This window comes from Nocardia sp. NPDC005978 (assembly GCF_040614455.1).
In the GTDB taxonomy this organism is placed as follows: Bacteria; Actinomycetota; Actinomycetes; order Mycobacteriales; family Mycobacteriaceae; genus Nocardia.
Map to the genome: position 1 here is coordinate 1 of NZ_JBEXUS010000191.1, position 7,522 is coordinate 7,522.

8 protein-coding genes are annotated in these 7,522 nt (G+C 67.3%); 3 read left to right on the forward strand and 5 right to left on the reverse strand.

The genetic code is table 11. From position 1 onward, the window contains the following. Window positions 1–161: 161 nt before the first annotated feature. From ABZ319_RS39330 to ABZ319_RS39345, 4 genes are all read right to left on the reverse strand, one after another. Window positions 162–1,784 carry a cytochrome bc complex cytochrome b subunit gene (locus ABZ319_RS39330; RefSeq protein ID WP_354991685.1) on the reverse strand — a complete coding sequence of 541 codons (1,623 nt, stop codon included), beginning with the start codon at window positions 1,782–1,784 and terminating at the stop codon, window positions 162–164. After that, window positions 1,781–2,935 (reverse strand): ubiquinol-cytochrome c reductase iron-sulfur subunit, encoded by a 1,155-nt coding sequence (locus ABZ319_RS39335; protein ID WP_354991686.1) that lies wholly within the window; start codon window positions 2,933–2,935, stop codon window positions 1,781–1,783. The genes ABZ319_RS39330 and ABZ319_RS39335 overlap by 4 nt, the downstream gene beginning before the upstream one ends. After that, window positions 2,932–3,810: a cytochrome c gene (locus ABZ319_RS39340; RefSeq protein WP_354991687.1), complete on the reverse strand. Its 879-nt coding sequence runs from the start codon at window positions 3,808–3,810 to the stop codon at window positions 2,932–2,934. The genes ABZ319_RS39335 and ABZ319_RS39340 overlap by 4 nt, the downstream gene beginning before the upstream one ends. Window positions 3,811–3,892: 82 nt before the next feature. After that, window positions 3,893–4,507 carry a heme-copper oxidase subunit III gene (locus tag ABZ319_RS39345; protein ID WP_354991688.1) on the reverse strand — a complete coding sequence of 205 codons (615 nt, stop codon included), beginning with the start codon at window positions 4,505–4,507 and terminating at the stop codon, window positions 3,893–3,895. A 189-nt stretch (window positions 4,508–4,696) separates the two neighbouring features. Here ABZ319_RS39345 and ABZ319_RS39350 point away from each other — a divergent pair, with 189 nt between their 5' ends. Beyond that, window positions 4,697–5,122, forward strand: a complete 426-nt coding sequence (locus ABZ319_RS39350) for a hypothetical protein (RefSeq protein WP_354991689.1) — start codon at window positions 4,697–4,699, stop codon at window positions 5,120–5,122. 70 nt (window positions 5,123–5,192) lie between these two features. After that, a complete protein-coding gene (gene trpD, locus ABZ319_RS39355) occupies window positions 5,193–6,248 on the forward strand; it encodes an anthranilate phosphoribosyltransferase (RefSeq protein WP_354991690.1) in 1,056 nt (351 codons plus the stop codon). 3 nt (window positions 6,249–6,251) lie between these two features. On the opposite strand, the gene ABZ319_RS39360 is transcribed toward trpD, so the two are convergent. Next, window positions 6,252–6,527 (reverse strand): Lrp/AsnC ligand binding domain-containing protein, encoded by a 276-nt coding sequence (locus ABZ319_RS39360; protein WP_354991691.1) that lies wholly within the window; start codon window positions 6,525–6,527, stop codon window positions 6,252–6,254. A 251-nt stretch (window positions 6,528–6,778) separates the two neighbouring features. On the opposite strand from ABZ319_RS39360, the gene ABZ319_RS39365 reads away from it, so the two are divergent. Continuing rightward, on the forward strand, window positions 6,779–7,462 hold the full coding sequence (locus ABZ319_RS39365; protein WP_354991692.1) for a YdcF family protein: 684 nt from the start codon (window positions 6,779–6,781) through the stop codon (window positions 7,460–7,462). The last annotated feature ends 60 nt before the right edge of the window (window positions 7,463–7,522 follow it).

Here is a 7,522-nt window from a genome sequence, read left to right on the forward strand (position 1 = left end):
CCCCACACCATTTTTTTAATCATACGCCCACCACCTATATATACACAATCCCCACCCAAATCTTACCCTACACCACGAAATTCCTTTATAACCCGGGTACCCGCAAAACGGGTATGGCCCCGAGTAGTAATCGACTCGGGGCCTTCCCTTTCGCACCGAACTCAGTGGCCGTGCTTGTCGCCGTCCACGTTGTCCTGCTGGCTCGCCAGCGCGGCGAGCATGTCGTGCTCTTCCTTGTGCGCCAGCGCGGCGTTCTGCTCGATCTCGGCGTGCGGATCGGCCTTCATGAACGAACCGGAGCCGGGCTTGCCGGCCGAACCCAGCTTGGACATCTTCTTGGGCACCGGGGCGCCCTGGTATTCCAGCGGGATCGGGTGGCCGTGCGAGTCCACCGGGCCCAGCGGCTGGTGGATCTCGATGTACTCACCGTGCGGCAGGCGCTTGATGACACCGGTCTCGATGCCGTGCTCGAGCACCGCGCGGTCGCTGCGCTGCAGGCCGATGCAGAAGCGGTAGGCCACGAAGTACGCCAGCGGCGGCAGCACCAGCAGACCGATGCGGAAGATCCACGTGGTCGCGTTCAGCGAGATGCTGAACTTCAGCGCGATGATGTCGTTGACGCAGGCCAGGGTCAGCACCAGGTAGAAGGCGATGGCCATGGCGCCGATGGCGGTACGAACCGGCACGTCGCGCGGGCGCTGGAGCAGGTTGTGCCGGGCGTCGTCGCCGGTCAGCTTCTTCTCGATCCAGGGGTACAGGATCAGGACGGTGAAGACCAGGCCCATGACGAGCGCGACCCAGAACACGGCCGGAACCGTGTAGCGACCCAGGTACAGCTCCCACGGCGGCATGAGGCGGGCCATGCCGTCGGTCCACATCATGTAGAAGTCGGGCTGCGAACCGGCCGAGACCTGAGACGGGTTGTAGGGACCCAGGTTCCAGATCGGGTTGATCTGCAGCACGCCGCCCATGAGGGCGATGATGCCGAGGGTGAAGGCGAAGAACGCGCCCTGATCCGCGGCGAACACCGGCACGATGCGCGCGCCGACGACGTTGGTCTCCTTGCGGCCCGGTCCGGGGAACTGGGTGTGCTTCTGGTACCAGACCAGGGCGACGTGCGCCGCGATCAGCGCCAGCAGGATGCCCGGGATGAGCAGCACGTGCAGGACGTACAGGCGCGGGATGATCAGGTTGCCCGGGAAGTCGCCGCCGAACAGCAGCCAGTGCAGCCAGGTGCCGATGACCGGAACGCCGATGGTGATGCCCGAGAACGCCGCGCGCAGACCGGTTCCCGAGAGCAGGTCGTCGGGAAGCGAGTAGCCGAAGAAGCCCTCGAACATGGCCAGGATGAGCAGCAGCGAGCCGATCACCCAGTTGGCCTCACGCGGCTTGCGGAAAGCGCCGGTGAAGAAGATGCGGAACAGGTGGATGATGATCGACGCCGCGAACAGCAGCGCCGCCCAGTGGTGCACCTGGCGCACGAACAGACCGCCGCGCACCTCGAAGGAGATGTTGAGCGAGGTCTCGTAGGCCCGCGACATGGTGACACCGCGCAGCGGCTGGTACGCGCCGTTGTAGACGGTCTCACTCATCGACGGGTCGAAGAACAGCGTCAGGTACACACCCGACAGCAGCAGGATGATGAAGCAGTAGAGCGCGATCTCACCGAGCAGGAAGGACCAGTGGGTCGGGAAGACCTTGTTGATCGACCGCTTCAGGAAGGCCGCGGCGTGGTACCGCTCGTCAGCATTGTTGGCCGCTTGGACCGCTTTGCTAGGACTCATGAACGACGCTCCCAGAAGGCCGGTCCGAGGGGCTCGATGAAGTCGTGTACGGCGACCAGGTAGCCCTCGGAGTTGACGGTGATCGGCAGCTGCGGCAGCGCACGAGCGGCGGGACCGAAGATCGGCTTACCCCATTCGGTCGCCAGGAACTGCGACTGGTGGCAGGGGCACAGGATTCGGTTGGTCTGCTGCTCGAAGAGCGAGGTGGGGCAGCCCAGGTGGGTGCAGATCTTCGAGTAGGCGAAGTAGTCGCCGTAGTTGAAGCTCTCCTGGCCCTTGCGCTTGATGGCGGCCTCGGCATCGGCGGTCCGCAGGCGAATCAGCATGACCGCGTTGCGGATACCGCGCAGCGACTGGAAGGTGGCGTGCTCGTCGCCGCGCCATTCTTCCTTCCACGGGAAGACGGTCTCCATCGAGCCGGCGTCCAGGTCCTCCGGGCGCACCAGGACGATGTCCTCGGGGCGGCCGGTGTCGCGGCGCAGGAAGATGGTCTGGCCCGCGTAGTCCGGGGTCCAGCCCGAGACCCACAGCGGCGACTTGTCGCCCTTGGCCCACGGGTTCTTGACGCAGCCGCCCAGGAACACCAGCATCGCGCCGATGCCCAGGATGCCCGCGCCCGCCGAGGCGCTGCGGGTGATCATCTTGCGGCGGCCGAGGGTGGAGGTCTCCACCGCGTCGGACAGCTGCGCACCCAGGGTGCGGCGGTTGACCTCGGAGGACATGCCGTCGTGGCGTTCCTGGATCGAGATCTCGGCCGGGATGAACTTCTTGCGGATCAGGACGACGGCGACGCCGATGGCCAGCACCGCGATGCCCATGGTGATGCCGTAGAGCGGGGTGGTCAGCGTGTACGCCGCGTTGCCCTCTTCGCCCCGGCCCTTGTACTCCCAGGGCCAGAACAGGAATACGCCGATGAGGGCGAGTCCGGCCAGCGCCGAGATGCCGAACCACATCGCGACCTGACGCTCGGCGCGCTTCTCGGCCTTGGTGCCGGGAATGGGCCAGCGCGGTGCGCGGTAGGCGACGTCGACGCCGTCCAGCTTGGTGCCGAGGGCGACGAGCTCGTCGCGCGACATGGCGTCGAGCTGTTCATCGGTGTAGTCCACGCCGGTGGGGCTGTCCCCCATGCTCTTTTGCTCCTGTTCACTCATGACCGGGAACCGATCCACATCGCCGAGCCGACGAGCAGCACGATGCCGATGATCCACGCCGCGAGGCCCTCGGTCGCGGGGCCGAAGCCGCCGAGGCCGTAGCCGCTCTCGGACGGGGTCTCCATCCGGTCCTTGATGTACGCGACGATGTCCTTCTTCTCTTCCGGCGTCAGCTGCCGGTCGGAGAACTTGGGCATGTTCTGCGGGCCGGTGAGCATGGCCAGGTAGATCTGCTGTTCGCTGGCCGGCGCGAGCGGCGGCGCGAACTTGCCGGAGGACAGCGCGCCGCCCTTGCCGGTGAAGTTGTGGCAGGACGCGCAGTTCATGCGGAACAGCTCGCCACCGCGGCCCAGGTCGGCGCCCTCGATGAGGGATTCCTGGGCGATCTCGCCGTTGGCGTCGCGCACCACGGTCGGGCCGCCGCCGTTGGCCTGGATGAAGGCGCCGAGGGCGTCGGTCTGACGGGCGTCGAACTTGGGGGGCTTGCGCATGATCTGGGCTTCGTTGCGCACCGCGGGCATACGACCGGAGGAGACCTGGAAGTACACCGCGGCCTCGCCGACGCCGATCAGGCTCGGGCCGCGATCGGCGACACCCTGCAGGTTGGCACCGTGACAGGTGATGCAGGAGGTGTCGTAGATCTGCTTGCCCTCGCGGATCAGCGCGGACTGGTCCTCGTGTGCCGTGGCGACCTGCGCCGTGGGCGTCAGGGCCGATGCCGCGAAGCCGGCTCCGACGAGGCCCATCAGGAGAACCAGACCGCCGGCGATACGCCGACGCAAGCGGCGCTGCTTACGCGTCTTGGTGGCCTCGCCGATCGCGGCGCCCGAGGATTCGGGGCGCGGATCTGGCGCTGACGGGGGAGATGAACTCATCTGTGTCCCTTTGGAGTAGACGGAACCGACTTGTACAGAAGCTTCTTGCCTACGGCGGGCTGTGCCGTGGATCTGTCCGAAATCAGCGGACGAAGTAGATCGTGGCGAAGAGCCCGATCCAGACGATGTCGACGAAGTGCCAGTAGTACGAGACGACGATCGCCGCGGTGGCCTGCGCGGGGGTGAACTTACTGACCTTGGTGCGGATCAGCAGGAACACGAACGCGATCAGACCGCCGATGACGTGCAGGCCGTGGAAGCCGGTCGTGATGTAGAAGACCGAGCCGTACACGGTGCTCGAGATCGTCGTGCCCTCCTGAACCAGGTGGTAGTACTCGTACCCCTGGCCACCGACGAAGAAGGCACCCATGATCAGGGTGATGACGTACCAGCGGCGCAGGCCGAAGACATCGCCCCGCTCCGCCGCGAAGACGCCCATCTGGCAGGTGAACGAGGAAGCCACCAGGACAGCGGTCACCGGGACGGCGAGACCGAGGTTCAGCTCGGTCGGCTCCATCGGCCACTTCTCGCCGCCGGCTTGCGCGCGGGCGACAAAGTACATAGCGAACAGGCCGGCGAAGAACATCAGCTCGCTGGACAGCCAGATGATGGTACCGACGCTGACCATGTTGGGCCGGTTCAGCGAATGCACACGCTGAGTAATGGCCGATCCTGGGGTCCCTACTGCGGTCGTCACGCCGGTAAGTATGACCTGTCGTAGTACGACAGGCGTAGCCGGGTTGGAAAACTCGGTCAGCGTGTCGGAAACCGCAGCGCGAGCGAGCCTCTCGGTGGGCGCTCGGCGTGTCTCGGAGCAGCATAGATTGGCTCGGTAAGAGAAAGCTGAGCTATCCATAGGCTGATTTTCGAAGGGACGGTGACGGCGATGTCATGGGTGGGCAGGCTGCTGCGGCGCGGCGGGACAACGCAACTGGATCCCGGGCGTGGCGACCTGGTGACGGTGGCGTCGAGTTTCGATGACGCGGAGGCGTGTTCGGCGGCCCTGGGCCGCACCGGCAGCTGGACCGCCGACCAGCCCGTGGTGCTGCGCCAGCACCTGCGGGTGCCCGCGGATCGCCTCGATGCGGTGCAGATCATCACCGCGCAGCTCGGCTATGACACGGTGAGCGCCGAGCCCGAGGCCGCCCCGGACACCGTCGCCCTGCTCGTGCAGCGGGTACAGGTCCTGGACGCCGTGCACTGCGCGCAGGAGCGCTCGCGCCTGACCGCGGTGGCCCATCGCCACGACGCGGTGCTGCTGGGCTGGGAGGCGCTGCAACCCGCTCCCGGGCGTCCGGGAGAAAAGAAATAGCCTCCGCGCACTAGGCTGACGGCGACAACACTGGTGTACGGACCTTCACCGGCGACGGAAGAGATGAGCAATGAGCGCGCGCAGCTGGCGAGAAATCCTCGGCATCCTCACCGATGGCAACGATCTGGCCGCGGACGAGGCCGCGTGGGCGATGAACGAGATCTTCACCGATAGCGCCACCTCCGCGCAGATCGCGGCCTTCGGAGTCGCCATGAAGATGAAGGGCCCCACCGCCGTCGAACTGAGCGGGCTGGCCGCGGGGATGCTCGCGCACGCCCGCCGGGTCGAGGTGGACGGCGCCGCGGTGGACATCGTCGGCACCGGCGGCGATCGGTCCGGCACGGTCAACATCTCGACCATGTCCTCGATCGTGGTGGCGGCCACCGGCATTCCCGTGGTCAAGCACGGTAATCGCGCGGCCTCCTCCAAGAGCGGCGGCGCGGACGTGCTCGAGGCGCTCGGGGTGAAGATCGCGCTGGGCCCGGAGTCGGTCGCCACGAGTGTGCGCGAGGTCGGGATCGGCTTCTGCTTCGCGCCCGTGTTCCATCCGTCGCTGCGGTTCGCGGGGCCGGCCCGCGGGGAGATCGGTATTCCGACGGTCTTCAATATCCTGGGCCCGCTGACCAATCCGGCCCAGCCGGGCGCGGGCCTCATCGGTTGCGCGTTCGCGGATCTGCTGCCGGTCATCGCCGGCACGTTCGCCGATCGCGGCGCGTCGGCGCTGGTGGTCCGGGGCAACGACGGCCTGGACGAGATCACGACCGCCGACACCACCGATGCCTGGGTGGTCGCGGGCGGCCGCCGGGCCGAAACGACCATCGACCCCACGAAACTCGGCATCGAGCGGGTCGCCCCCGAGGCGCTCAAGGGCGGGGACGCCACCCTGAACGCGGTGATCGCCCGGAATTTCCTGGCCGGTGAGGCCGGTCCGGTGCGGGACGCGGTGCTGCTGAACTCGGCCGCGGCGGTGGTGGCCTTCGAGCTCACCGCCGATCAGGTCGGCGAGGATCTGCACGACCGGCTCGGCGCCGCCCTGGAACGGGTTGCGGCGACGGTCGATTCGGGCCGGGCCGGCGAATTGCTCGAGCGCTGGGCGGAACTGACCAACAAGCTCGGCGCCGACTAGCGATCACTCCCCGATCGAGAAGCCCGCCTCGACGTCGATGCTCGAGTAGGACTTGAACGCGATGTGGGTGGCGGTCCGGACCACGCCCGGGGTCTTGTTGATGTGCCCGGTCACGACCTCGGCGATCTGCTGGTGGTCGCGCACCCGCACGATGCCGATCAGGTCCACGTCGCCCGCGCACGAGTAGACCTCGGCGACGCCCTCGATATCGGCCAGGGCCTGGGCGGTCTCGGGGATGCGGTCGGATTCTGCGTGGATCAGCACGATCGCGGTAATCATGGGACCACCCTAGGCGATGCCGGTGCCGGCGCGGCGGGCCGCGCGGATCGCGTCCGGGGACGGCACAGCTCCCCCTCGGGCCACCCGAACTCGTTCCCGCACACGCGGAGCTATCTGTAACCCCCGGTGCAAGCTGGGGAAATCCGGGGCTCGATTCCGCGAATCCGCGTCCGGTGTGACCGTTTTGGGTGATCATGGATCGAAATGTGAACCGACCAGTAGTCACCTTGGGGCTACGCAGGGGGTTTTCGATGCTAGATCTGATTCCGGCCGTTCCGGTCCTTCGAAACATCACTCGCCGCACCGCGCGCCTGGCCGCGCGGACCTTGCTCGCGGGTGCCACGGTCGCGGTGATCGCCGCGGCCGTACCGGCGCATGCCGCGCCCGAGCACGTCCCCGATCCGGTGGCGAGCATCGGCACCGATGTGATCAAGATGATCGACTCGGTGACCACGCTGCAGTTACCGGGCCAGGATCTGCCGACCGCGCTGAGCCCGACCACCGCCATCGTCGTGCTGGGCTACGGCCTGCTGCCGGACGGCGAGATGCGGCCGGAACTGATCAACCGGCTGTACGCCGGGTACGTCTCGGCCCTGCTGTCGCCCCATTCGCCGGTGATCGTGACCGGCGGGAATCCGCAGAACGGGCGCACCGAGGCCCAGGCCATGGCGGACTGGCTGATCGGGCGCGGCATCGACCCCCTGCGCATTCACAGTGAGACCCAGGCGAATTCGACGGTCCAGAACGCGGCGTTCTCGGCCCGGGTCATGGAGGCGATCGGCGCGCACGCGGCGATCCTGATCACCTCCGCGGACCATATCGGCCGGGCGCTCACCAACTTCCGCGCCGCGGGGATCGCGGTGGTCGCCACCATGACCCCGGACCACACCCCGCTCTCGGCCCAGCCGTTCGGGCCCGGCGAGCCGCTTCGCTAGCGGCTCGAATCACCGCCGTCACCGCGGATCGAAGGCCCGCTCACCGAACGGTGAGCGGGC